At 61.6% G+C, this 23,496-nt stretch carries 23 protein-coding genes; 3 read left to right on the forward strand and 20 right to left on the reverse strand.

Annotation, left to right across the window (positions count from 1 at the left end):
* Positions 1-114: 114 nt before the first annotated feature.
* Genes plsX through T3A99_RS09225 form a run of 3 tightly spaced genes read right to left on the reverse strand, consistent with a single transcriptional unit; the run spans position 115 to position 1,852 of the window.
* A complete protein-coding gene (gene plsX, locus T3A99_RS09215; protein WP_076383831.1) occupies positions 115-1,125 on the reverse strand; it encodes a phosphate acyltransferase PlsX in 1,011 nt (336 codons plus the stop codon).
* Positions 1,126-1,128: 3 nt separating this feature from the next.
* The gene (gene rpmF, locus T3A99_RS09220; RefSeq protein WP_003179396.1) at positions 1,129-1,311 is read right to left on the reverse strand and encodes a 50S ribosomal protein L32; all 183 of its coding nucleotides are present in this window, start codon (positions 1,309-1,311) and stop codon (positions 1,129-1,131) included.
* 13 nt (positions 1,312-1,324) lie between these two features.
* Positions 1,325-1,852, reverse strand: coding sequence for a YceD family protein (locus tag T3A99_RS09225; RefSeq protein WP_003204262.1), 528 nt, complete (start codon positions 1,850-1,852; stop codon positions 1,325-1,327).
* Between the two features lie 105 nt (positions 1,853-1,957).
* Between T3A99_RS09225 and T3A99_RS09230 the strand changes: the two genes are divergently transcribed.
* A complete protein-coding gene (locus T3A99_RS09230) occupies positions 1,958-2,536 on the forward strand; it encodes a Maf family protein (protein WP_173406695.1) in 579 nt (192 codons plus the stop codon).
* A gap of 156 nt (positions 2,537-2,692) precedes the next feature.
* Here the strand turns inward: T3A99_RS09230 and T3A99_RS09235 are convergent, their stop codons facing one another.
* The 3 genes from T3A99_RS09235 to rluC are packed head-to-tail and all read right to left on the reverse strand — an operon-like array spanning position 2,693 to position 5,312.
* Positions 2,693-3,682: a S49 family peptidase gene (locus tag T3A99_RS09235; RefSeq protein ID WP_047228194.1), complete on the reverse strand. Its 990-nt coding sequence runs from the start codon at positions 3,680-3,682 to the stop codon at positions 2,693-2,695.
* A gap of 21 nt (positions 3,683-3,703) precedes the next feature.
* A complete protein-coding gene (locus T3A99_RS09240; protein ID WP_047228193.1) occupies positions 3,704-4,366 on the reverse strand; it encodes an HAD-IA family hydrolase in 663 nt (220 codons plus the stop codon).
* Positions 4,356-5,312: a 23S rRNA pseudouridine(955/2504/2580) synthase RluC gene (gene rluC, locus T3A99_RS09245; RefSeq protein WP_047228192.1), complete on the reverse strand. Its 957-nt coding sequence runs from the start codon at positions 5,310-5,312 to the stop codon at positions 4,356-4,358. The genes T3A99_RS09240 and rluC overlap by 11 nt, the downstream gene beginning before the upstream one ends.
* Before the next feature lie 699 nt (positions 5,313-6,011).
* Between rluC and rne the strand changes: the two genes are divergently transcribed.
* Entirely contained in the window at positions 6,012-9,206 is a 3,195-nt protein-coding gene (rne, locus tag T3A99_RS09250; protein WP_173406694.1) for a ribonuclease E, read from the forward strand.
* Positions 9,207-9,514: 308 nt separating this feature from the next.
* Here rne and T3A99_RS09255 read toward each other — a convergent pair whose 3' ends face one another.
* From T3A99_RS09255 to T3A99_RS09310, 12 genes are all read right to left on the reverse strand, one after another.
* Positions 9,515-10,105, reverse strand: a complete 591-nt coding sequence (locus T3A99_RS09255; RefSeq protein ID WP_322834235.1) for a nucleotidyltransferase family protein — start codon at positions 10,103-10,105, stop codon at positions 9,515-9,517.
* A gap of 20 nt (positions 10,106-10,125) precedes the next feature.
* The gene (locus tag T3A99_RS09260) at positions 10,126-11,097 is read right to left on the reverse strand and encodes an XdhC family protein (protein WP_322834236.1); all 972 of its coding nucleotides are present in this window, start codon (positions 11,095-11,097) and stop codon (positions 10,126-10,128) included.
* Positions 11,097-13,412, reverse strand: coding sequence for a xanthine dehydrogenase family protein molybdopterin-binding subunit (locus T3A99_RS09265; protein WP_322834237.1), 2,316 nt, complete (start codon positions 13,410-13,412; stop codon positions 11,097-11,099). The genes T3A99_RS09260 and T3A99_RS09265 overlap by 1 nt, the downstream gene beginning before the upstream one ends.
* Positions 13,409-13,879 (reverse strand): (2Fe-2S)-binding protein, encoded by a 471-nt coding sequence (locus T3A99_RS09270; protein WP_322834238.1) that lies wholly within the window; start codon positions 13,877-13,879, stop codon positions 13,409-13,411. The genes T3A99_RS09265 and T3A99_RS09270 overlap by 4 nt, the downstream gene beginning before the upstream one ends.
* A 256-nt stretch (positions 13,880-14,135) precedes the next feature.
* Positions 14,136-15,155 carry a UDP-N-acetylmuramate dehydrogenase gene (gene murB / locus T3A99_RS09275; RefSeq protein WP_047228186.1) on the reverse strand — a complete coding sequence of 340 codons (1,020 nt, stop codon included), beginning with the start codon at positions 15,153-15,155 and terminating at the stop codon, positions 14,136-14,138.
* On the reverse strand, positions 15,152-15,616 hold the full coding sequence (locus T3A99_RS09280; protein ID WP_092400061.1) for a low molecular weight protein-tyrosine-phosphatase: 465 nt from the start codon (positions 15,614-15,616) through the stop codon (positions 15,152-15,154). The genes murB and T3A99_RS09280 overlap by 4 nt, the downstream gene beginning before the upstream one ends.
* Complete coding sequence (kdsB, locus tag T3A99_RS09285) at positions 15,616-16,380, reverse strand: 3-deoxy-manno-octulosonate cytidylyltransferase (protein ID WP_076383826.1); 765 nt, start codon at positions 16,378-16,380, stop codon at positions 15,616-15,618. The genes T3A99_RS09280 and kdsB overlap by 1 nt, the downstream gene beginning before the upstream one ends.
* Positions 16,377-16,562: a Trm112 family protein gene (locus T3A99_RS09290; protein WP_003179363.1), complete on the reverse strand. Its 186-nt coding sequence runs from the start codon at positions 16,560-16,562 to the stop codon at positions 16,377-16,379. Before T3A99_RS09290 ends, kdsB begins: the two co-directional genes overlap by 4 nt.
* A gap of 23 nt (positions 16,563-16,585) precedes the next feature.
* Entirely contained in the window at positions 16,586-17,596 is a 1,011-nt protein-coding gene (gene lpxK / locus T3A99_RS09295) for a tetraacyldisaccharide 4'-kinase (RefSeq protein WP_076383825.1), read from the reverse strand.
* Entirely contained in the window at positions 17,596-18,024 is a 429-nt protein-coding gene (locus T3A99_RS09300) for an ExbD/TolR family protein (RefSeq protein WP_047228182.1), read from the reverse strand. Before T3A99_RS09300 ends, lpxK begins: the two co-directional genes overlap by 1 nt.
* A complete protein-coding gene (locus T3A99_RS09305; RefSeq protein WP_177513903.1) occupies positions 18,021-18,656 on the reverse strand; it encodes a MotA/TolQ/ExbB proton channel family protein in 636 nt (211 codons plus the stop codon). Before T3A99_RS09305 ends, T3A99_RS09300 begins: the two co-directional genes overlap by 4 nt.
* Before the next feature lie 102 nt (positions 18,657-18,758).
* Positions 18,759-20,999, reverse strand: a complete 2,241-nt coding sequence (locus tag T3A99_RS09310; protein ID WP_322834239.1) for a DNA internalization-related competence protein ComEC/Rec2 — start codon at positions 20,997-20,999, stop codon at positions 18,759-18,761.
* 145 nt (positions 21,000-21,144) lie between these two features.
* Here T3A99_RS09310 and T3A99_RS09315 point away from each other — a divergent pair, with 145 nt between their 5' ends.
* Positions 21,145-21,660 carry a DUF2062 domain-containing protein gene (locus T3A99_RS09315; RefSeq protein ID WP_047228179.1) on the forward strand — a complete coding sequence of 172 codons (516 nt, stop codon included), beginning with the start codon at positions 21,145-21,147 and terminating at the stop codon, positions 21,658-21,660.
* A gap of 100 nt (positions 21,661-21,760) precedes the next feature.
* Here the strand turns inward: T3A99_RS09315 and T3A99_RS09320 are convergent, their stop codons facing one another.
* On the reverse strand, positions 21,761-22,540 hold the full coding sequence (locus T3A99_RS09320; protein WP_047228178.1) for an ABC transporter permease: 780 nt from the start codon (positions 22,538-22,540) through the stop codon (positions 21,761-21,763).
* Positions 22,537-23,469 (reverse strand): ABC transporter ATP-binding protein, encoded by a 933-nt coding sequence (locus T3A99_RS09325; protein ID WP_047228177.1) that lies wholly within the window; start codon positions 23,467-23,469, stop codon positions 22,537-22,539. The genes T3A99_RS09320 and T3A99_RS09325 overlap by 4 nt, the downstream gene beginning before the upstream one ends.
* Between the last annotated feature and the right edge of the window lie 27 nt (positions 23,470-23,496).

The following is a 23,496-nucleotide window of genomic DNA, read 5'->3' on the forward strand; positions in this document are numbered from 1 at the left end:
GCCCCTAATGATCTTGTCGTCAAAAATTGACGCCCCAGGGGGCGCTAGGAAACTGACAGTTGGATGGCGGCTTGAACCGACCGGTCACATTTAAGCATTGTCAGACGAAAACGCCTAAGTTAACAAATCTTCGAGGCGCCCATGAAGACGCTCCGGCAGGTTTTCCTGGATTTCGATCAGCGCGCGATTGATCGCACTTTGAAACCCCTGCACGCCCGCCGAACCATGACTCTTGATCACAATGCCCTGCAGCCCGAGAAAACTTGCACCGTTATGCCGCGCCGGTGCCAGGTCCGCCTGCAACCGACGCATCAACGGCAACGCCAGGGCACCGACCATCCGCGAGGCCAGGTTCTGCCTGAACAGCTTCTCGATACGCGCCCCGATCATGGTCGCCAGGCCTTCGCTGGACTTGAGCAAAATATTGCCGACAAAACCGTCACACACCACCACGTCCGCCTCACCCCGGTACAATCCATCGCCCTCAACGAAGCCGATGTAATTGATACCTCGCGCAGCCTGCAACAACGTGGCTGCCAGCTTGACTTGCTGGTTACCCTTGATGTCTTCGGTACCGATGTTCAGCAGCGCTACACGAGGGCGCACGATACCCAGGGTTTCAGCCGCTACCGAGCCCATCACTGCAAATTGCAGTAGATGCTCGGCACTGCAATCGACGTTGGCGCCCAGATCAAGGAGCTGGCAAAAACCACGCTGGGTGGGGATGGCCGCAACCATCGCCGGCCGGTCGATGCCCGGCAAGGTCTTGAGCACGTAACGCGACAGCGCCATCAGTGCACCGGTATTGCCTGCACTGACACACGCCTGGACCTTGCCATCGCGCAGCAGCTCAAGGGCTACACGCATCGAGGCGTCAGGCTTGCCACGCAGGACCTGGGCAGGTTTTTCGTCCATGGTGATGACTTCGGACGCAGGTGCGATCGTCAGGCGCGAACGATCCACAGCCGATTGGCCGTTGAGCATTTCTTCTAGAAGGGAGGGTTGACCGACGAGGGTCAGGTGCAACGAGGGTGTAGCATTCAGACAAGCAAGGCTGGCCTGAACAATGCTGCGGGGACCGAAGTCCCCGCCCATTGCGTCAATCGCGATGACTTGAGCGGACAAGGATTACTCGTCAGCGCCCTTGTCGATCACTTTACGACCACGGTATACGCCTTCTGGCGATACGTGGTGACGCAGGTGAACTTCACCGGTGGTTTTTTCTACAGACAGGGTGCTAGCCTCGAGAGCGTCGTGCGAACGGCGCATGTCACGGGCAGAGCGGGATTTTTTGTTCTGCTGAACAGCCATAATTGATTAACTCCTAAACGTTTGGGTCACGCTTTAACTGCGCCAATACACTGAACGGGTTGGACCGCGTTACCTCGTCCTCGCTCGGTTCGGGCTCATCTGCTCCCGCCGGCTGCTGGCATTCTTCCGGATGATGAGCAGGCACAATGGGCAAGGCGAGCAGAAGCTCCTCCTCGATCAGTGACTGCAGATCCAATGGATCTTCGCCCAGTTCCAGCACGTCATAACCTTTCGGTAACGACTGGGTATTCGCACCCTCCTTCACCACGGCGTAACTGCATTCGCTGTGGATCGGCAGGGTGACCAGCTCAAGACAACGCTGGCAAACCATTTTGACTTCAGTGTCGATAAAGCTGTGGATTACCACAGATTTACGTTCATCTCGTTCAAAAACGAATTTGGCCTGGACCGTACCGACATCGTCGGAAAGCGGGTCGCAGAGTCTCTTCAAATCGGCCAGCAGCAGTTCACCTTGAAGGGTGGTGCCACGGTCAGCCAATTTGCGCGGGTCAACGTGAGGTGGAATCGGGTCATTCAACATAGGCGCAGCATTATAGGGATGCACCCGGCCATGTCAAAGGAAATTCAGCCCTGTCCGTCACTTGCGCGCCTCGCTAGAATTCGCCCCTGCCTTTTGGAGATGCCCATGCTGCCTTTATTACTCGCCTCAAGCTCAGTGTATCGCCGGCAATTGCTTGCCCGTCTGGGGCTACCGTTCGTCTGCAGTTCACCGGACATCGACGAAAGCCGCCGGCCTGACGAGGCGGCACTCGACCTGGTAAAACGCCTGGCCCGGGAAAAAGCCCAGGCCCTGGCGAGCAGCCATCCGGCGCATCTGATCATCGGTTCGGACCAGGTGGCCGTGCTCGGCGAGCGCATCCTGGGCAAGCCCCATACATTCGAGAACGCCCGCGAACAACTGCTGGCCGCCAGCGGCGCCCGGGTCAGCTTTCTGACAGGCCTGGCGGTACTTAACAGCCAGACCGGCGCCTGCCAGGTCGATTGCGTTCCGTTTACCGTCCACATGCGCACGCTGGACCCTGCACGCATCGAACGCTACCTGCTGGCCGAGCAACCTTATGACTGCGCGGGCAGCTTCAAGGCCGAAGGGCTTGGCGTGAGCCTGTTCCAGAGCACGGAAGGGCCAGACGCCACCAGCCTGGTTGGCCTGCCACTGATTCGCCTTGTGGATATGTTGCTGGTCGAGGGCGTGCAGGTTCCCTAAGCCAACATACGACTTGTAGCGACGGCATTTATTTGTGGGAGCAAGGCTTGGCCGCGATGCAGGCGCTGCGATGATGCAGACCAGCCGGGTTATCGCTCATCGCGAGCAAGCTTTGCTCTCACAGACAAGCCACAGAAGATCGCGCAAACCAACGAACTAGCGCAATGACGGCCCCTGGAACCCCATCCACATCGCCAGATGCTCGGCAATGCTCGCCCCCAGCTTCTTCGAGAAGCGATCAAACGGCGACTCTTCGATGGTGAAATCCACCAGCTCTTTTTCGCCAATCACGTCCCGCGCCACCGAACTGGCGCTGCCCAGGCCATCGATCAAGCCCAGCGGCAAGGCCTGCTCCCCAGACCAGACCAGCCCAGAGAACAGCTCGGGATGCTCCTTGTCTTTGAGGCGCTCACCCCGGCCTTTTTTGACACTGGCAATGAATTGCTTGTGGGTCGTGTCGAGCACACCCTGCCAAAACGCGGTTTCTTCAGGTTTTTGCGGCTGGAACGGATCAAGGAACGACTTATGCTCGCCGGAGGTGTACACCCGACGCTCCACGCCCAGTTTCTCCATCGTCCCGACAAAACCGTAGCCGGCCGCCGTCACGCCAATGGAGCCCACCAGGCTCGCCTTGTCGGCATAGATCTGATCGGCCGCGCTGGCAATATAGTACGCACCGGAAGCCCCCAGATCGGAAATGACCGCGTAGACCTTGGTGTTCGGGTGCAACGCGCGCAACCGGACGATCTCGTCATAGACATAACCCGACTGCACCGGGCTGCCACCCGGACTGTTGATGCGCAAGATCACACCCTTGACCTTGGGATCTTCGAAAGCAGCCCGCAGGCTACCGACGATATTGTCCGCGCTGGCAGGCTCCTTATGGGCAATCATGCCTTCGATGTCGATCAATGCGGTGTACGCAGAACCCCGCACGGCGCTTTTTTCCATGTCGAACAGGGGCGTGAACAGCAATAGCGCGACAAAGAGATAAACGAACGTCAGCAGCTTGAAGAAAATGCCCCAGCGGCGGGAACGACGCTGCTCCTGCACACCGGCCAGCAAGGTCTTCTCCAACAGCTTCCAGCTTTTGTCGTCACCGTTCTCGGCGCTCGCCTTGGCCGGTGCCTTCCATTCGTCGGTCATGCAAGTATCCCCAGCAAAAACTTAATTGGCCCGCCGGCTCAGCCAGGCGTGCAACTCAGGAAAATGATCGATCGCCAACTGCGGTTCGAAGGCTTGCAGCGCCGCGATCGTCTGCGCGCCGTAGCTCACCGCAACCGACCCCATACCGGCGTTGCGCGCCATCTGCAGGTCGAACGAGGAATCCCCCACCATCAACGCCTGTTCCGGCTGCATGCCGCAGTGAGCCAGGATTTGCTCGAGCATCAGCGGATGCGGCTTACTGGCCGTTTCGTCCGCAGCCCGGGTGATATCGAAATAATCGTCCCAGCCATGGGATTTCAGCACCCGATCCAGCCCGCGACGCGCCTTGCCGGTGGCGACAGCCAAGCGATACCCCTCGCCCCTCAAGGTTTCAAGAGTGTCTACCACACCGTCAAACAACGGCGAAGGCTCAGCCTCCAGCGCAATGTAGTGATCAGCGTAATACTGGCGAAAAACCAGAAGCTCAGGGTCACTGATCTCCGGGTACAGACTGCGGATCGCTTCCGGCAAGCCGAGGCCGATGATGCCCTTCACGGCAAAATCATCACACCTGGCAAAACCTGCACGATCAGAGGCGGCATGCATTGCCTCCACGATCCGACCGATGGAGTTCGCCAGAGTGCCATCCCAATCGAAGATCAGCAGCTTGTATTCAGGATGCACTCAACCGCTCCACGGTCTTGGCCCACATTTCATCCACGGGAGCCTGCAATTTCAGCTCACCACCATCGGGCAACGGCACGGTCAACATGTAGGCATGGAGAAACAGGCGCTTGCCACCCAGATCACGGATTTCCCGGGTGAAGTCGTCATCGCCGTACTTGCTGTCCCCAGCGATGCAATGCCCGGCATGTAGCGTATGGACGCGAATCTGGTGGGTGCGGCCAGTCACCGGCTTGGCTTCGACCATGGTGGCGAAATCACCGAAGCGGCGCAGGACCTTGAACACTGTCAAGGCCTCCTTGCCTTCTTCGTTGACTTCCACCATGCGCTCGCCGGAACGCAGGTTGCTCTTGAGCAACGGCGCCCGAACTTGCTTGATGGAGGTATCCCAACGTCCCCGCACCAGCGCCATGTAGCGCTTGTCGACGCCATCGCCGCGCAATTGCTCATGCAAATGCCGCAACATGCTGCGTTTCTTGGCGATCATCAGCAGGCCGGAGGTGTCGCGATCCAGGCGATGGACCAACTCCAGCTCCTTGGCGTCGGGGCGCAACTGACGAAAGGCCTCGATCACGCCGAAATTCAGGCCGCTGCCGCCGTGAACCGCAATGCCCGCAGGCTTGTTGAGCACGATCAGCGCCTTGTCTTCGAAGACGATCGAGGCTTCCAGGCGCTGCAACAGGCCTTGGGCCAGGGGCACGGGCTCATCGCGCTCGGGCACGCGAACCGGCGGCACGCGCACGATATCGCCCGCCTGAAGCTTGTATTCGGGCTTGATCCGTCCTTTGTTCACCCGCACTTCACCCTTGCGCAAAATGCGATAGATCAAGGTCTTGGGCACGCCTTTGAGTCGGGCTAGAAGGAAGTTATCGATTCGTTGGCCGGCATATTCCGGCGAGACCTCGAGCAGTTGAACGCCAGGGGTCGAAGGGGCAGTAGTCGTCATGGCGGCGATGATAACAATTTTTTATGGAATTGAAGCACTTAATCATTGCTGCTATAGTCGCGAACGCCGCCAAAAGCGGCCGGACAGCGGACTAACGGTCAAAAACCGGCCCTGACCAACGCAATTCACGAGGACGAGAGGCCGTCCTACGGGGCTTTTGCTAGATAACGGCAGAGTTTGCAGGTGTAACGAGCGCAGGTGACATGAGGCCTGAAATACGCGGCAAAGCAGAGTTTTGACTCGCCTTGCGCGCCACATTCACGGCCAGTTCACAAAGTGCAGTCACCGGTAGACGACCCCGAGCGAGAGCTTCGGAAACAACGCCTAAATTAGCCATGATGCGTGACCTCCCCTTTCGGAGCTCACGGTAAATGCCAACCCGCTGCGGATTCTGCGCGCGGCAGCACCCGATTATCAGGGATACGTGTAGGGTGGAGATGTACAACCGTCGGACTGTGTAGCACTAGGCTTATATTTAGACGCTTCATCTCGTCCACAGGCGCCGGTTGATTCCTCCTCCTGACTGAGTGCTTGAACAGCCAGCAAGCAGGACGCGTCCGTCGCGACTTCGCCATCATTGGGTCGAACTCGCTGGACACTGGAATGGCCCGGCCACTTCCATGACGCACCTGACACCGACCGTGAGAAGTCGTGTGTGCCGAACGCCGTTTCCGGCAGCCCGGAAACCGACGGTACTACATGAAAAGAATGCTGATTAACGCAACTCAACCCGAAGAGTTGCGTGTTGCACTGGTAGACGGCCAGCGCCTCTACGACCTGGATATCGAATCCGGTGCACGCGAGCAGAAGAAGGCCAACATCTATAAAGGCCGGATTACTCGCATCGAACCAAGCCTTGAGGCTGCCTTTGTCGATTTCGGCTCCGAGCGCCACGGCTTCCTGCCCCTCAAAGAAATCTCCCGCGAATACTTCAAGAAGGCCCCTGAAGGCCGCGTCAACATCAAGGACGTCCTGAGCGAAGGCCAGGAAGTCATCGTCCAGGTCGAAAAAGAAGAGCGTGGCAACAAGGGCGCAGCCCTGACCACCTTCATCAGCCTGGCGGGCCGTTACCTGGTCCTGATGCCGAACAACCCTCGCGCCGGTGGTATCTCCCGCCGCATCGAAGGCGAAGAGCGCAATGAACTGCGCGAAGCCCTCAACGGCCTGGTTGCCCCAGCCGACATGGGCCTGATCGTTCGCACCGCCGGCCTTGGCCGCAGCAGCGAAGAAATGCAGTGGGACCTCGACTACCTGCTGCAACTGTGGACCGCCATCAAGGAAGCCTCGCTGGATCGCTCCGCGCCGTTCCTGATCTATCAGGAAAGCAATGTCATCATCCGCGCGATCCGCGATTACCTGCGCCAGGACATCGGCGAAGTGTTGATCGACAGCGTTGAAGCCCAGGACGAAGCCCTGACCTTCATCCGCCAGGTCATGCCGCAGTACGCCAGCAAGATCAAGCTCTACGAAGACAGCGTTCCGCTGTTCAACCGTTTCCAGATCGAAAGCCAGATCGAGACCGCGTTCCAGCGCGTCGTCGAACTGCCGTCCGGCGGCTCCATCGTCATCGATCCGACCGAAGCCCTGGTGTCCATCGACATCAACTCGGCGCGCGCCACCAAAGGCAGCGACATCGAAGAAACCGCCCTGCAGACCAACCTTGAAGCCGCCGAAGAAATCGCCCGTCAGTTGCGCCTGCGCGACATCGGCGGCCTGATCGTCATCGACTTCATCGACATGACCCCGGCCAAGAACCAGCGCGCCGTGGAAGAGAAGGTCCGTGAGTGCCTGGAAGCCGACCGCGCCCGCGTACAGGTCGGTCGCATCTCGCGCTTCGGCCTGCTGGAAATGTCCCGTCAGCGCCTGCGTCCTTCTTTGGGCGAGAGCAGCGGCATCGTCTGCCCGCGTTGCAACGGCACCGGCATCATCCGTGACGTCGAGTCGCTGTCCCTGGCGATCCTGCGCCTGATCGAAGAAGAAGCCCTGAAAGACCGCACCGCCGAAGTTCGCGCCCAGGTGCCGATCCCGGTGGCTGCGTTCCTGCTCAACGAAAAACGCAACTCGATCACCAAGATCGAACTGCGCACCCGCGCCCGTATCGTCATCCTGCCGAACGATCACCTCGAGACGCCGCACTTCGAAGTGCAGCGCCTGCGTGATGACAGCCCGGAAGCCCACACCAATCAGTCCAGCTACGAAATCGCTGCTGCCGCTGCCGAAGTGGAAGAAGTGCAGCCGGCTGCCGCCACTCGCACCCTGGTTCGCCAGGAAGCTGCGGTCAAGACGGCTCCAGCCCGCGCCAATGCACCGGTTCCGACCGAAGCAGCCGCGCCGGCACCGGCACCTGCCGCCGCACCTGAACCAAGCCTGTTCAAAGGCCTGGTGAAATCCCTGGTCAGCCTGTTCGCCACCAAGGAAGAGCCGGCTGCGCCGACCGTTGTCGCCAAGCCAGCGGCTACCGAGCGTCCAGCCCGCAACGAAGAACGTCGCAATGGTCGTCAGCAGACCCGCAACCGCAACGGTCGTCGTGACGAGGAGCGTAAACCCCGTGAAGAACGTGCGCCGCGTGAAGAGCGCGCACCACGTGAGCCACGTGAAGAACGCCAGCCTCGCGAAGCCCGCGAGGAAGCGCCAGCCGTAGCCCGCGAAGAACGCGCGCCGCGTCCGCCGCGTGAAGAGCGCCAACCCCGCGCGCCTCGTGAAGATCGCAAGCCACGTGGCGAGCGTGAAGAACGTGTTCGCGAGCTGCGCGAACCGCTGGATGCCGCTCCCGCCGCTGCTGCCGCCACCGCTGAAGAGCGTCCGGCCCGTCAGCCTCGCGAAGAGCGCGCACCGCGTCCGCCACGTGAAGAGCGTCAACCACGCGCCGAGCAGGCTGCCGTTGCCAGCGAAGAGGAAGTACTGAACAGCGAAGAGCAACTGCAGGAAGACGGTCAGGACAACGCCGAAGGCGATCGTCCACGCCGCCGCTCCCGTGGGCAGCGTCGCCGCAGCAACCGTCGTGAGCGTCAACGCGACGCCAACGGCAATGTGATCGAAGGTTCGGAAGCCTCCGAATCCGCCGAGAACGCCGAAGCGCCAAGCGCTGCCGACCTGGCCGCCGGCCTGGCCGTCACCGCCGCGGTTGCCAGCAGCTCGATCAGCGCCCCCGCTGAAGCCGAGGCTCACGAACAGGCCGAGCGCGCTACCGCCGTGGTGGAAAACGCACCGGTTGAAGCGCCTGTGGTCGAAGCCACTACCCCGGTAGAAACCACCGCTTCGCCAGAAGTGGAACTCGCCCCGGTTCGTGAAGCCGAGCCTCAGGCAGAAGCAGTTTCCGAGCCTGCACCTGTCATCGAGCAACCTGTGGTTGCCGCTGAACCTGTGATCGAAGCTGTGATCGAGGAAAAAGCGCCGGAGCCGGTTCGCGAAGAACAGACCGCGTTCAACTGGCACGCCGAGCCAGCCGTCGTCGAAGCCGAGCCGGCAGCAGAAGCCGTGAAAGCAGCCGAGCCGGTCGTGGTCGAGCCAGCTCCAGCGGTTCAAGCGCCTGTGGTTGCCGAAGCTCCAGCCCCGGTAGAGGTGGAGGCGCCTGCCCCTGCCAGCGCCCTGACCCCCAACGGTCGTGCTCCGAACGATCCGCGTGAAGTGCGTCGTCGCAAGCGTGAAGCCGAGCGTCTGCAGAAGGAAGCCGAACAAGCTGCCGCTGCCGCTGCTCAAGCGCCTGCCGCTGAGCCAGCACCCGTGGAGCAAGCAATCGAGGCAGCCCCTGCCCCGGTCGCTGAAACCACCAGCGAACCCGCTCCCGCTGAATCGGCGCCGGTGATCGACGAACCTCAGCACTCCGCTGAAGAAGTCGCACCTCGCCACACTGAAGCCCTGGAAAAAGAGCACGAGCCTAAACCTCACGCCTGATTCCACCGCCCAGTAAAAAGCCCCGCCTGGTTGACGCCAGGCGGGGCTTTTTTATGTCTTCAGACTTAGTTACATGAGTGTTGGAAGCTGGATGGTGTGGAGCGGGCTTGCTGACGAACATGGCCCGGCGTCCACCCTTGATGCAAGCTGACGCAGCGCTATCGCGAGCAGGCTCGCTCCCACAGGAGATTGGCGGCGGGCATAAATCTGGCGACCATCGAAATTCAGTGTGGGAGCGAGCCTACTCGCGATAGCGCGGGCCCGGCTTGTATCAATGTTGCCTGCCCCACAGGAATCCGCGTCGGCTGTTACTTGAAGATCAGCGCTTCAGGCACGTCCACATCCCAAACCACCCCAGGATCGTCCACTGCCACCTCGACCACCCGCGCCCCGGTAAACAACCCCTTGGCGCCGCGATCAGCGGTCAATGCCATCAATTGCGGGCCAAACACACGACCAAACCCCACGGGATGCCCATACTCACCCGCCAGGACCGGCACACTGATGCCATCTTCGCTGATCTGCGCCACTACCTGCTCGATGCTTGACGGCAGGATGAACGGCATATCACCGAGCACGATCAACCAGCCATCCAGGTCCGGGCAAGCCTGGACACCCGCAGCGATACTGTCACCCAGGCCAGGCGAGTCCAGTTGTACAAAATTGCACCCGTAAGCCTGGGCCATGCGAATAGCCTGTGGACGGTCCTCACGGGTCACCAGCACGCGTTTTTCCAGAGAAGGCGGCAAGTTCACCAGCACCTGCTCGATGACCGATCGGACAGCGCCGTCACGCCCCGTGCAATCGGCCAGCAGCTTATCTTTGTCCTGGCCTGCAACCTGACGGAAACGGCTGCCCGATCCTGCCGCGAGAATGATCACGCCAATCGATTCAGTCATCCCGTCTCCTCGCCCGCCGATTACAGCGGCTTTTTCTGACGCAACTCGACGCCATTCTTGATCGCCACGATTTCAGCCAGCAAAGACAAGGCAATTTCCGCCGGCGTATGGCTGCCAATGTGCAAACCGATCGGCCCATGCAGCCGTTCGATAGCCTGTGCAGACAAGCCTAGCTGAGCCAGGTTATCCCGGCGCTTCTGGCTGTTCACCCGAGAGCCCAGGGCCCCGACATAAAACGCCTTGGAGTCCAGGGCCGTGAGGAGCGCCATATCGTCCAATCGTGGATCATGGGTCAGGGCAACAATGGCGGTGCGCTCGTCGGTCTGGATGCTCAACACCGCTTCGTCGGGCATGCCGGAAACGAAGCGGCCATGCTGCTCTTCCCAACCGTAGACAAATTCCTTGCGCGGATCGCAGATCAACACCTCGAAATCCAGCAACCGGGCCATTTCTGCCACATAACGCGACAGTTGCCCCGCGCCGATCAACAGCAGCCGCCAGCGCGGGCCGTAGATGGCCCGCAGGACTTGACCGTCGAATACCAGCGCATCGGTTTTGCTGGCCTGCGTCAGCAGCACTTCGCCTGTGGCGACGGTCAGCTCACGGGCGACAATCTCATGGCCATCGCAGCGCTCCAGCAGTTGCGCGACCCATTGCGGATCGCCGACCCGTTCTTCGGTCAGGCGCAAGGTACCGCCGCACGGCAGGCCGAAGCGCGCCGCCTCCTCACGAGTCACGCCATAGGTGATGAGCTGCACGGGTGGACCGTCCGCCGGAATACGCCCGTCGTGCAGCCGGGCGATCAGGTCATCCTCGACACAACCGCCCGATACCGAGCCAATCACCACGCCGTCTTCACGCAGGGCCAGCATCGCCCCCGGCGGCCTCGGCGCCGTGCCCCAAGTCTGGACCACGGTGAACAACACCACCCGCTGCCCGGCGCGGCGCCACTCAAGCACGCTGCGCAGGACGTTCAGATCAACGCTGTCCATCAGGTTTTGGCCTGCTGCCAGCCCTGCAACTGATAACGCACGGGCAGCTCGCGGATGCGCTTGCCGGTGGCGGCGAAAATCGCGTTGCACAGCGCCGGCGCAATCGGCGGCACACCCGGTTCACCCACACCGCCCAACGGCACCTCGCCCGGCGGCGTGACCAAGTGCACCGCGACCTCCTTGGGAGCCAGGGACATGCGTGCCACTTCGTACATGTGGAAGTTGTCTTGCTGGACCTTGCCGTCCTTGAAGCTGATCTCCCCCACCACCGCATTGCCCAGGCCCATGACGCAGGCGCCTTCGAACTGGGAACGGATACGCTCGGGGTTGATCTGCGGGCCGCAGTCCACGGCAATATCGGCCTTGTGCACGATCAACGTACCATCGTCCTTGACCTCCACCTCCAGCGCTGCCGCCACATAGGTGACGAAGCTGTAGTGCACCGCCAGCCCCAGGCCACGGCCCTTGGGCAGTTTGCGGCCCCAACCGGCGGCCTTGGCGGCGGTTTCCAGCACGGTGCGGATCCGCGCCGTATCGATGGGATAAAGCTCGGGGGATTCGCCGTAGTTCCATTCTTCATTCAAGGTGCGCGGATCGATCTTACGGTCCGGGCCAAGCAATTTGACGTGATACGCCAGTGGATCCTGGCCGGCCTTGTGGGCCAATTCGTCGATGAAACTCTGAATCGCAAAACCGTGGGGAATATTCGACACCGAGCGGTACCAGCCAACCCTCGTATGGGCCACCGCTTCGGGGTTCTCCAGGCGCATGTTGGGAATTGCGTAGGCCATGTTGGTCACGCCCATGCCCACTTCGAACGGCGCTTCGTGGGTCATGCCCGGTGCATACAGTGCGGTAATGCTCGGGGCTACGGTGCGATGCAGCCAGCCGGACGGCATCCCGTCCTGGTTCAGGCCAGCCTTGAGGTATTCGGCCGATACGGTGTGGAAATACGAATGATGGATGTCATCTTCGCGGGTCCATTGCACCCGCACCGCCTGGCCTGGAAACTCCTTGGCCAACACGGCCGCCTCGAGGACGAAATCGGGCTTGGACTTGCGCCCGAAACCACCGCCCAGCAGCGTGATGTGCACGGTAACCTTGTCGAAAGGGATCCCCAACCGTTCGGCGACGCGTTCACGGGTGACCTGCGGCGCCTGGCTCGGTGCCCAGGCTTCGCACTGGCCATCCTTGAACCGGGCGACGGCGACCATCGGCTCCATCGGCGACTGCGACAGGTGCGGCAGGTAATAGGACGCCTCCAGGGTTGCGTCAGCCTTGGCCAGCGCGTCGTCCAGATCACCAGTGTTGCGCAAGACTTTCCCGGGCTTGAGGGCCGCGGCTTCCAGTTCCTTGCGATAGGCGACGGAGTCATAGCCGGCATTCGGGCCGTCATCCCACTCAATTTTCAGCGCCTCGCGGCCCTTGATCGCCGCCCAGGTGTTTTTCGCCACTACCGCCACGCCGCCCAGAGGCTGGAATTCGGAGGGCTGCGGACGTCCTTCGATCTGCAGCACCTTGACCACGCCCGGTACTTTCAGCGCCGCGCTGCTGTCCACGCGCTTGACCTTGCCACCATAGACTGGCGGGCGAGCCACGACGGCATAGAGCATGCCATCGAAATGTACATCGGCGCCGAACACGGCACGCCCGTTGACGACGTCTTCGCCATCGATGGCCCGGCTCGACTCCTTACCGATGTAGCGAAACTCCGAAGGTTGCTTGAGGCGCAGGCTGTCACGGGCGGGAACTGGCAAGGCACTGGCCGCGGCGGCCAACGCGCCATACCCCAGTTCCCGACCGGAAGGCTGGTGCACGACTTTGTGCAATTGGGCACGACACTCACTCGCCGGGACATTCCACTGGGCAGCGGCGGCCAGCTCCAGCATGGTCCGGGCAGCGGCCCCGCAACGACGCATTGGTTCGTACCAGTGGCGCATACTGCGCGAGCCATCGGTGTCCTGGTTGCCGAAGCGCACCTCATCCGCCGGTGCCTGCCGCACCTTGACCTGCGCCCAGTCAGCGTCCAGTTCATCGGCCACCACCATGGTCAGGCTGGTGCGCACCCCCTGGCCCATTTCCGAACGGTTGCAGATCACCGTCACGCTGCCATCGGTGGCGATGCTCACGTACACCTGCGGGTCGTCGATCACACCATTGGGCATGCCCTCACCGCCGAACTTCTTGTCCTCGGCAAAAGCGTCCGGCAGGCCCCAACTGGCGGCCAGCACCAACACACCCGTGGCGCTCGCACCTTTGAGGAAACCACGGCGGCTGAGGTTGCTCAGCACAAAATCATTGGGCAAGCGGCTCATGCCTTGGCCTCCTTCAGGTGGGTGGACGCCTGGCGGATCGCAGTCTTGATCCGGTTATAAGTGCCGCAACGGCAGATGTTGCCGACCATGGCCTCTTCGATCTGCTCATCGCTCGGGTTGGGATTGCTCTTGAGCAAGGCGGTCGCGGACATGATCTGCCCGCCCTGACAGTAGCCGCACTGGGCCACGGCGGTATCGAGCCAGGCCTTCTGGACAATTTGCCCGACCGGGTCGACATGAAGGGCATCGATGGTGGTGACGTTCTGGCCTTTCACCGAGCCGATCGGGGTGATGCAACTGCGCGCCGGGGCGCCGTCGATGTGAATGGTACAGGCGCCGCACAGGCCCATGCCGCAGCCGAATTTGGTGCCGTTGTAACCGGCCACATCTCGGATGGCCCAGAGCAGCGGCATGTCCTCGGTCACATCCAGTTGGTGATCTTTTCCATTGAGTTTCAAGGTAATCATGGGCACGCCCGCACGGTGATCGAATTATGGGGTCGAGCAATCTGCCGTTTGGACAACGGTTCGGTTGGCGCAGACTGACTCAGGCTAATCGGGCTCTCTTGTGCAAACACGCAGACGTCTGCACCGGGCCTTCAATGATGCGATGGTCGCATCGTTAGCTCACTAAATTAACCCAGGATTAAGCAAAACGCCCTGCACAATCCTGCACAAATGATCCTTGTGCGAGGTTGTGCAGGGCGCTCGGTGAAAGCCAGGTTCAGTACCGATTGGGCTCCATTTCCAGATTGACCTGAAAACGCTCGGCAATGTCTTTCTGGATACGCAGGGCCAGATCCAGCAATTGCGGCCCGGTGGCGCAGCCGTAGTTGACCAGCACCAACGCCTGCAACTTATGCACCCCCGCGTCGCCTTCGCGAAAGCCCTTCCAGCCGGCCCGCTCGATCAACCAACCGGCGGCAATTTTCATCTGCCCTTGGGGTTGTGGATAAGCCACCAGATCCGGGTATTGAAGCTTGAGTTGCGCGACGTGCGAAGCCGGCACCAGCGGGTTCTTGAAGAAACTGCCGGCATTGCCCAGCACCGCCGGGTCAGGGAGCTTTTCACTGCGGATGCTGCAGATGGCCCGGCTGACATCCGAGGGAGTCGCCTGTTCGATGCCCAGTTCGGTCAACCGCTGGCGGACCGGGCCGTACTCCAGGTGCAGATGCGCGGCGCGACTGAGGGCAAAGCGCACCCGCAGGATCAGCCAACGACCCGCTTGCTGCTTGAACAGGCTGTCGCGGTAGGCGAAACGGCATTCTTCCAGGGTGAAATCGTGCAGCTCGCCGGTTTGCCGATCCAGGGCGGTCAGGCCGGCGAACACATCCTTGATCTCCACACCGTAGGCACCGATGTTTTGCATCGGTGCGGCCCCCACCGTGCCTGGGATCAGGCTGAGGTTCTCCAGCCCCGACCAGCCTTGCGCCAGCGTGTACTGGACGAAGGGGTGCCACGGTTCGCCTGCTTCGGCTTCGATCAGCACCCGCTCGCCATCATCGCTGAGCAGACGAATCCCTTGGCTGGCCATGCGCAACACCAGCGCGTCGATATCACCGGTCAGCAGCAGGTTGCTGCCGCCACCGATCACCAGCAACGGCACGTCATTGGCGCTGGCATAGGCCAGCGCCTGGCGGACATCGGCGTCGCTGTGAGCTTCGGCGAATAACCGGGCGGTGACGTCCACGCCAAAGCTGTTGAACGGCTTGAGGCTGACGCCGGCCCGCACCTGCAAGGTCATAGCCGCCCCTTCAATTCGATCACCAGGCGGTCCGTGGCCCGCTCGATCAGGTCCAGCACTTGCTCGAAACCCTGTTCGCCGTCGTAGTACGGGTCCGGCACGTCATCGAGTTCAGCCTCGTAGCGGCGCAGGAACAGATCCAGTTCGGCCCTGCCGTTGCTCGGTTGCAGGGCTTTTAGATTGCGCAGGTTGCTGCCGTCCATCGCCAGGATCAGGTCATAAGTGGCGAAATCGGCCCGGCTGACCTGGCGGGCACGCTGGGCCGACAGGTCATAGCCGCGTCGTAGGGCCGCAGCCTGGCTGCGCTTGTCCGGGGCCTTGCCGACGTGCCAGTCACCGGTACCGGCGGAGGCGACTTCCACCTGCTCGGCCAGCCCGGCCTCGCGCAGCTTGTGCCGCAGGATGCCTTCGGCGGTGGGTGATCGGCAGATGTTGCCGAGGCAGACAAACAGAACCCGCATCAGGCCTCCAGCAGGCGACGAACGCGCTCGAGGTCTTCCACGGTGTCGACGCCGGTCGGCGGAGCAATCAGCGCATCGGCGACATGGATTCGCACGCCGTGCCACAGGGCACGCAGTTGCTCCAGGGATTCGGTGTTTTCCAGCCAGCACGGGCCCCAGGCGACGAAATCCTGGAGGAAACCGGCGCGGTAAGCGTAGATGCCGATGTGGCGGCGGTACGGTACGCCGTCAGGCATGACGTCCCGACTTTGCGCGAATGCATCACGAGCCCAGGGCAAGGTGGCGCGGCTGAAGGTCAGCGCCAGGCCATTGAGATCGCTGACGACCTTGACCACATTGGGGTTGAACAGGGTTTGCACATCCTCGATCGGCTCGGCCAGGGTGGCCATGCGCGCTTCGGGATGGGCTGCCAGATTGTTTGCAACCTGATCGATCACACTGGACGGGATCAACGGTTCATCGCCCTGCACATTGACCACGATGGCGTCGGGTTCCAGGCCCAGCTTGGCGGCGACTTCCGCCAGGCGATCAGTTCCGGAGTTGTGATCCTCGCGAGTCAGTACCACTTCGGCGCCAAAGCCCTTGCAGGCTTCCACGATGCGCGCATCGTCGGTCGCCACTACCACGCGCTGGGCGCTGCTTTTGCAGGCCTGTTCCCATACGTGCTGGATCATCGGTTTGCCAGCGATCAACAGCAACGGTTTGCCGGGCAGGCGCGTCGAGGCAAAGCGCGACGGAATGACAACGGTAAAGGCTGCGGTCATTTATCCAGGCGCTCGTCGGTGGTCAGGGTACGGGCCTCGCTTTCGAGCATCACCGGAATGCCATCGCGAATCGGATAGGCCAGGCCGGCGCCTTTGCTGATCAGCTCGGTTTTGTCGGCGCTGAGCTTGAGGGGGCCTTTGCAGACCGGGCAGGCCAGAATGTCGAGCAGTTTGGTGTCCATGAACATTTCCCTGGATAAATGGTTTAAGGCAAAAGCCGATCCGGCAACAGGCGCATCAACTGGGTATCGAACCAGTCCGCGAAGGCGGGCGACGGCGCGGCATCCACCGCCAGGTACCACCAGTGGGGCTCGGCGAAGGCTCGGCATTTGACCGCGTCCTTTTCCGTCATGACCACCGGCAACGACGGCGTGAAATTCAATGCCTGGGCGCTGTATTGGGCGTGGTCGGCAAACCCGTGCGGTATAGGTCGCCAGTGTAGCGTTTCGAGGGTGTTGAAGAAACGCCGGGGATTGCCGATCCCGGCCACGGCATGCAGGGCCTGGCCGGGCGGGAAATGGTCCAGTGGACGCCGTTCGCCGCTGGCCAGGTTCACCAGGGCCGTGGGTCGCAGCTCGAAGGCAAAGCCGTCTTCGCGGTCGGCGCTGGCGCCGTTGAATAGCACGGCATCGACCGATTGCAGACGCTCCACGGGTTCACGCAGCGGACCGGCAGGCAGACAACGTCGATTGCCCAGGCCGCGGGCGTTGTCGATCAGCACCAGTTCAAGATCCCGAGCCAGGCGGTAATGTTGCATGCCGTCGTCGGACAGGATCAGGTCCAGCGGTTGAGTCTCCAGCAGCGCCTGGACCGCCCGGCTGCGATCCGGATCGATCATCAATGGCACGCCGCTGCGCTGGACAATCAGCAGTGGCTCATCACCGGCGATGTCGGCGCCCTGCCCGGCTTCGACTCGCCAGGGCAAATGGGGTGGTTTGGCGCCATAACCCCGGCTCACCACGCCGACCCGCAGGCCACGGCGCTGGCAATGCTCAATCATCCACAGGATCAATGGGGTCTTGCCGGTGCCGCCAACCGTGATGTTCCCCACGACCACCAGCGGCACGGGCGGTTGGTAAATCTCACCTTCGCCCGCCAGAAAACGCTCGCGTTTGCCCATCACCACCCGACGGTACAACCACTCCAGTGGTCGCAACAGCGTCAGGGCCGGGTGACCTTCGTACCAGGCGGCGAGCAATCGATCAGACATGGCCATCAGGGTGCCGGCGCCGCCTCGACGGTGGTCATGCGCAGATGGCTGAAGCCGAGCTTGCCGGCCGCGTCCATGGCGGTGATGACGGATTGATGTGGGGTCTTGCCGTCGGCGCTGATGGACAGCGGCAAACTGGTGTCGCCGCCGGACTCCTTCTGCAGCGCATCGATCAGACTCGCCAGGTCGCTCTTGGGCAGCAACTGATTGTTCACCGAAAACGTCCCTTCGGCACTGATCGTGACTTCCAGGTTCTTGAGTTGCTGGTCTTCGGCAGGCGAGCCGCTGACCGCTTCCGGCAGTTCCACCTTGAGCTGGGTTTCCCGGGTGAAGGTGGTGGTCACGACGAAAAACAGCAGCAGGATGAACACCACGTCAATCAGCGACGCAAGGTTGATCTCGACGGTTTCCCGTGGTTTGCGGCGGAATTTCACTTCTTGCCCTCGGCCAGGTCCACGTCACGGTCGCCTTGCACCACCTCGACCAACTTGATGGCCTCCTGCTCCATGCCCACCACCAACTCATCGATGCGCCGTTGCAGGAAGCGATGGAAAAACACCGAAGGAATCCCCACCATCAACCCGGCGGCCGTGGTGATCAAGGCCTTGGAAATCCCCCCTGCCAGCACCGAGGCATTGGCGGTCATGCCGGCGCCGGTGAACGAACTGAAAATATCGATCATGCCCAGCACCGTGCCCAACAGGCCCAGCAACGGGGCCATGGCGGCAATTGTGCCCAGGGCATTGATGTAGCGCTCCAGCTCATGGATGACCCGGGCGGCGGCTTCTTCGATGCATTCCTTCATGATCTCGCGACCATGCTTGGAATTTGCCAGCCCCGCGGCGAGGATTTCACCCAGCGGTGAACTGGCCCGCAGCTCCTTGAGCCGGTCCTTGTTCAGTTTCTTGTCCTTGATCCAGACCCAGACTTGCCCGAGCAAATGCTCCGGGGTCACGCGGCTGGCCCGCAGGGTCCACAGGCGTTCGGCAACGATTCCCAGCGCCACGATGGAACTCAGAATGATCGGCAACATCATCCAGCCGCCGGATTTGACCAATTCCCACACAGTGACAGCCCCCTCGAAAAAGTGCGCCACTTTATCATACAGACTCGCCTTGCAGGCCCGCCCCGCCGATAACACCGTCGTCGAGGATGACCCGGGTCAAGGTTACGGCCATGGTCCCGCAGACGGCGGGTCGCGCCAGTAGCGCCGTTGGCCGGCCTGAAGGCGCGGTGCTTCGAAAGCCCCCAGTTGCAGACGAATGGCACCCTGTTCGGCACTGTCGTAGATCGCCATGCCCAAGCGGCGATAGCGAGCCAGCACCCGCGGATGAGGATGGCCGAACGCATTGCCCTGGCCACGGGAGATCAACACCGAATGGGGTTTGAGCCGCGACAACAGCAACATCGAGGATGAACTGCGGCTACCGTGATGGGGCGCCGCCAGCCACTGGACCGGCACGGCCAGGGGCCCGTCGAGCAACGCGCGCTCGGCATGGCTATCGATGTCTCCGGTGAGCAGCAACCGCTCACCGCCGGCCTCGACCAGCAGAACGCAGGATCTCTGATTGCTTTCAAGGGCAGATGACCATTGCCACAGCTCGAACCTGACCCCGTCCCACTCCCAGCGCGCGCCACTGTCGCACGCCTCTGCCTGCAAAGCGGCAGGCAACGCGGCGGGGTCGCCACTGACCACCCGGACCGTTGGCAAGCCATTGCGCACCGCTTGGGCGCCGCCGGCATGATCGGCGTCGGCATGGCTGAGCAGCATCAGGTCCAACCCGGCGACACCCAGCTTGCGCAGGGTCGGCAGCACCACGCGCTCACCCGCGTCGGCCTCGCCAAAGCGCGGCCCCGCGTCGTAAAGCAAGGCATGATGACGGGTGCGTACCAGCACCGCCAACCCTTGACCCACGTCCAGTTGCCAGATTTCGGCCTGCCCCGGAGGCACATCCTCCCTCGGAGGGAAAACCACCAGCAGTACCATGGGCCATCCCAGTACCCGCAGTGGCACGCCTTTGGGCAGCAACAGTAACAAAGCCCCCAGAGCGGCCATGCACCACACCCACAGGGGGATAGCCGCAGGCACCCATGCCGGTATTCGCCCGGCCACCAGCGCCAGCCCCTTGAAGAGCAGATCGAGCAACCCGCCGGCGATCCAAAGCAGCCCTTCACCCACGAACGGCATCGGCAACAACGCCGTACCGAGCAGCGCCGGCGGCAACACCAGCAGGCTGACCCAAGGCACCGCCACCAGGTTCACCAGAGGCCCGCTGAGGCTGATCGGCAAACCCAATATCAACAGGATCGGGCACAGTCCGACTGCCACCAACCATTGGGCACGGGTCCAGGTTTGCCACCAGCGCCAGGGCCCCAAGCGTGCGCCGAAAGTAAACATCAGGATCGCCACCGCGGCGAACGACAGCCAGAACCCTGGCCGCAGGCTGGCCAATGGATCGAACACCAGCACCCCATTGAAAGCCAGCAGCCACGCCCACCAGGGGTCCGGATGCCGGTAACGCAAACGCCACAGCAGCACCAGGCCGATCATCGCGCAAGCGCGCCGCACCGGCACCTCGAAGCCGGCGAGCAAGCCGTAACCCAAGGCTGCGATAAAGGCCAGAGCGCAGGCCCAAGGTAGCCACGGCAGACGCACCGGCCACATGCCATAGCGCGCCGCACCTGCCACCAGCAGGTACACCAGTGCGGCAAGCAGGCCGATGTGCTGCCCGGAGATCACCAGCAGATGGACCGTACCGGTGTCTTGCAGTACCTGCCAGTCATCACGACTCAGCCCAGCTCCGTCCCCCAGGACCAATGCCGCCAGCGCCCCGGAGCGGCCCTGGGCGTCGACTTGCGCCAGCGCCTGACGCACGCCGTCGCGCCAGGCACCTTGGGCAGGTTGCCGGAGATGACCGTCCTTGACCGTGCCAGTCGCGCCGATGCCGCGGCTCAACAGCCAGGCCTGGTAATCGAAGCCATGGGGGTTCAGTAGCCCGGTGGGGCGTTTGAGCTTTACCGCCAATCGCCAACGTTCGCCGCTGCTCACAGGCGGTCCACCGAACCAGGCCAGGCGCATCGACGACGGCAGCCGTGTGCGGCGGGAATGGGCATCGGTCAGTTCAAAGCGCACCACACCTTCGTTATATTGCGGTAAACCGACGACGCGCCCTTCGAGCCAGCGGGTTTCTCCATCCAGCGCGGCAGGCAACCGATCGTCCAGGGCCAGTTGCGCCGACAGACACGCCCAAGCCAGCCCGATCAGGAAAAAACCCAGCGGATGAGTTCGAAACGGCAAAACCATCAGCGCCAGCACAGGCATGACCGCAATCAGCCACAGCGGCGGCAGCGCCGGGCAAAAAACCGGGGTCAGCAGCCCGAGTGCAAGCGCGACCATCCCTGTGCGCATAAGCCTGTCCTTGAGAGTCTTCTCTTCAGGCATAGTCGGTCTACGGCACGGTGCGCGTTAACAATTGTCACAAAGTCTGAATCAGTCAGCCGTAGAATGCGGACATACTTGCGGCCTCACCGCTTTGAACCGACCGAGAAGCCTTATGCCCCGGCGCCTTTTCAAACGTTACATGCCTGACCCAGCGAGTATTCGGGAACATAAGTCCTTACGTTTTCTCGGTTCCTTGCTGCACGACCCCAACCTTTGGCACCTCAATCGACACTCCGTGGCACGCGCCATGGCCGTTGGTCTGTTCGCTGCCTTTTTGCCGATTCCTTTGCAGATGCTGCTGGCTGCGGCACTGGCCATCACCGTACGCGGCAACATACCGATTGCGGTGAGCCTGGTCTGGCTGACCAACCCCATCACCATGCCCGCCGTGTTTTTCTGCACCTACCAGACCGGGGCCTGGTTGATGGATGTGCCTGCCCGCACGTTACCGGATGAACTGACCTGGGAATGGATCACCACCCAGTTGTCTACCTTGTGGCAGCCGTTTTTGCTGGGGTCGGTGGTGACGGGTCTGGTGCTCGGCGCCCTCGCCTATTTCATGACCATGATCTATTGGCGCTGGTGGGTGGCGCGGCAATGGAAACGGCGCAAGAAAAGCCGGATGTGAAATGCAAAAAGGCCTCCAGTGAATGGAGGCCTTTTGCATTTCGATGTAAGAGCGAGCCTGCTCGCGATAGCGGTATACCAGTCAGCACGCCTGCCGAGTTCTAAGTACGCATCCCTCGCCCACTGACCAACAGCCGTGCACATCCCACATAGAGCACCACGGTTGCCACCAGCATGAAGGTGATCGCGACGCTGATCCGGATGTCCGACACCCCAAGGATGCCGTAGCGGAACGCGTTGACCATGTGCAGCACCGGGTTGGCCAGGGACACGGTCTGCCAGAACGGTGGCAGCAGGGAGATCGAGTAGAACACTCCGCCCAGGTAAGTCAGTGGCGTGAGCACGAACGTCGGGATGATGGAAATGTCATCGAAGTTGCGCGCAAACACGGCATTGATGAACCCCAGCAGCGAAAAGATCGTGGCGGTGAACACCACCACCAATATCGTCACGCCCAAATGGTGCACTTGCAGATCGGTGAAGAACAGTGACAGCAAGGTCACGATCAAGCCCACCGCCAACCCGCGCAATACACCGCCCAGGGTGTAGCCGATCAGGATCGTATGGGGCGAAACCGGCGAGACCATCAGTTCCTCGATCGAGCGCTGGAATTTGCTGCCGAAGAAACTCGAGACCACGTTACCGTAGGAGTTGGTGATCACCGACATCATGATCAGCCCCGGTACGATGTAGTCCATGTACGTGAAGCCACCCATGTCGCCGATCTGCCGACCGATCAGGTTGCCGAAAATCACGAAGTACAAAACCATGGTGATGGCCGGCGGCAGCAGGGTCTGCGGCCAGATCCGCATGAAGCGTCGGACTTCGCGATAAACGATGGTATTGAGGGCGATGAGGTTGGGTCGCAGTTCGGAACTCATACAGCCACCTTCGCCAGATTTTTCTCCACCAGAGACACGAACAACTCCTCGAGGCGATTGGTTTTGTTGCGCAGGCTCTGCACTTCAATGTTTTGCAGCGCCAGTTGGGAGAACAAGCCGGTAATACCGACGGTTTTATCCACCTGGACTTCCAGCGTGTGGTGGTCCACCAGCCGGGCCGGATAGCCGATCAGTTGCGGCGCGGCCTTCAGATCGTTTTTCAGGTCCAGCAGGAACGTCTCCACATGCAGTTGGCTGAGCAACTGTCGCATGCTGGTGTTCTCGACGATGGTGCCGTGGTCGATGATGCCGATGTTGCGGCACAGCTGCTCGGCCTCTTCCAGGTAATGGGTGGTGAGGATGATGGTGATGCCTTTCTGGTTCAGCTCGGTCAGAAAGGTCCACATCGACCGACGCAACTCGATGTCGACACCCGCGGTCGGCTCGTCGAGAATCAGCAGGCGCGGCTCATGGACCAGGGCACGGGCAATCATCAGGCGCCGCTTCATGCCGCCGGACAATGAACGGGACGGCACATCACGCTTGTCCCACAAACCCAGCTGAGTCAGATATTTCTCGGCGCGCTCATTGGCGATCTTCGGCGGGATACCGTAGTAACCCGCCTGGGTCACGACGATGTCGAAGGTCTTTTCGAACTGGTTGAAATTGAACTCCTGGGGCACCACGCCGATGCAGCGCTTGAGAGCGGCGGGCTCACGGTCCAGATCATGACCGAAGATATTCACCGTACCGCTGGTTTTGTTCACCAGGGTTGAAAGAATGCCGATGGTGGTGGATTTGCCGGCTCCATTGGGGCCGAGCAAGGCGAAAAAATCACCTTCGGCGACGTCCAGATCGATACCACTCAAGGCCTGGAAACCGTTGCCGTAGGTTTTGGTTAGCTGCCGGATGGACAGAGCGGAACTCATATCGGATTACGCACCAAGAAGGGGAAG

The organism is Pseudomonas sp. N-137 (assembly GCF_034555295.1).
Classification (GTDB): Bacteria; Pseudomonadota; Gammaproteobacteria; order Pseudomonadales; family Pseudomonadaceae; genus Aquipseudomonas; species Aquipseudomonas rhizophila.